The sequence below is a fragment of the Amphibacillus sediminis NBRC 103570 genome (genome assembly GCF_001552275.1).
Lineage (GTDB): Bacteria > Bacillota > Bacilli > Bacillales > Amphibacillaceae > Amphibacillus_B > Amphibacillus_B sediminis.
Window position 1 is genome coordinate 1 of record NZ_BCQW01000059.1, and the last position, 1,901, is coordinate 1,901.

Genomic DNA, 1,901 nt, shown 5'->3' on the forward strand with positions numbered 1-1,901 from the left:
TTTTATGAAAAATATTGACCTCCACTTCAGACATTTGCTTTCCGCGGGAACGGCCTCAGCTTCTGTATCGACTCCTCCAGAGTCGATACAGTGATCTTCGGACACGTTCTTTTCCCGCTGGAGTCAAATGTCTTTCGTTCCAGTCAATATACATAATTTTATTCAACAAAAAGAGCACCTTTTGGTAAAATTAAAGTACCACACAATAACTACCGGAGGTGCCCTTTATGTATCAAAATTATAACATGAATCAATTGGTTTTGCCTATAGATTTGGAAGTGAAACTTCAGGAAAATGATATTGCTTTTGTCATTAATGATTTAGTAGAGAGTATTCCTGAAGAAGCTTTTGAAAATTTTCTTCGAAAAACAGGTCGTCCTTCATATCATCCACGAATGATGTTAAAAATAACATTATGTGCTTACTCTCAATCAGTATTTTCCGGCAGGAAAATCGAAGCTCTCCTCAAAGACAGTATTCGTATGATGTGGCTTGCACAAGGTTATGAACCAAGTTATCGCACAATCAATCGTTTCCGAGTCGATCCAGATGTACAAGAATTATTACGACAATTATTCGTCCAATTTCGCTGTCAATTGGTTGAAGAAAAAATCATCGATCATGATGCAATATTTATTGATGGAACAAAAATTGAAGCTAATGCAAATAAATTTACTTTTGTATGGAAAAAAGCAGTTAAAAATTATAGTGAGAAGTTAATCGAAAACTCAAATAAAATATATGATGAGCTACTTGAAAAAGAAATTATCCCGGAAATTAAACGTGAAAGTCCTGACGAACTTTCCATTACTGAACTTGAAGAAATAGCTGAAAGATTAGAAGAAACGGTGAACGATTATAATAAGAAAATTGAGGAATGTGAACTTGGAAGTGAACGTAAAAGAATTCGTTCAGAGAGAAAGTTTCCTAAGCAAGCATTGAAACGAATAAAGGACTTTATTGATCGAAAGAAGAAATACGCACAAGATATGGATATATTTGGAGAAAGAAACAGTTATTCTAAAACCGATCATGATGCTACTTTTATGCGTATGAAAGATGACTATATGAGGAATGGACAATTGAAGCCTGGATACAATGTTCAAATCGCAACAGAAGGTCAATACACGCTTGCTTACGATGTTTTTCCGAATCCAACGGATACACGTACATTCATTCCTTTTTTAGATAAAATTGAAAAGCACTTTTTTGATTTACCTGACTATATCGTCGCTGATGCTGGATATGGTAGTGAACAAAATTATCATGATGTTTTAGAGAATCGCAACCGGACACCTCTTATTACATATAACAGTTATAGGAAAGAGCAGAAAAGAAAATATAAGAATGATCCATTTAAGACGGACAATTGGGAGTACAATGGAGAGCATGACTATTACGTTTGTCCGAACGGACAAAAATTAACTTTCCAGTACTTTTTTAATCGTACAGATCGTTATGGATTTACAAGGGAATTTAGGGTATATCAATCTGAAAATTGTAATGATTGTCCATTACGCTCTCATTGCACAAAAGCAAAAGAGGGGAACAATCGAAGGTTGTTTATTAATAAAAAGTGGGAAGAGCAAAAAGAATATATAAGAACTAAGCTTTCGGAAGAAGAAACTGGAGACATTTATAAAAAACGCAAAATAGATGTTGAACCAGTTTTTGGATTCTTGAAGGCTAATTTGTCGTTCACTCGATTTTCCGTTAGAGGAAAATCGAAAGTAGAAAATGAATTAGCATTTGCCTTAATGGCGGTAAACTTAAGAAAGTATACCGCCAAAATCCAAAATGAAAATAATCCTAACAATCCAAAACAAAATAGAAATTGCGGAAACAACAATTCAATGTTGATTCCGCAATTTTTCTCATCTAAGACTGGTTATGTCCCAGCC

At 34.4% G+C, this 1,901-nt stretch carries 1 protein-coding gene; it reads left to right on the plus strand.

All coding sequences use genetic code 11. The features are described 5' to 3' along the window. Positions 1–227 precede the first annotated feature (227 nt). Positions 228–1,901 (plus strand): IS1182 family transposase (locus ASE01S_RS15240; RefSeq protein ID WP_067844409.1); only part of this gene is annotated, 1,674 nt, incomplete at its 3' end.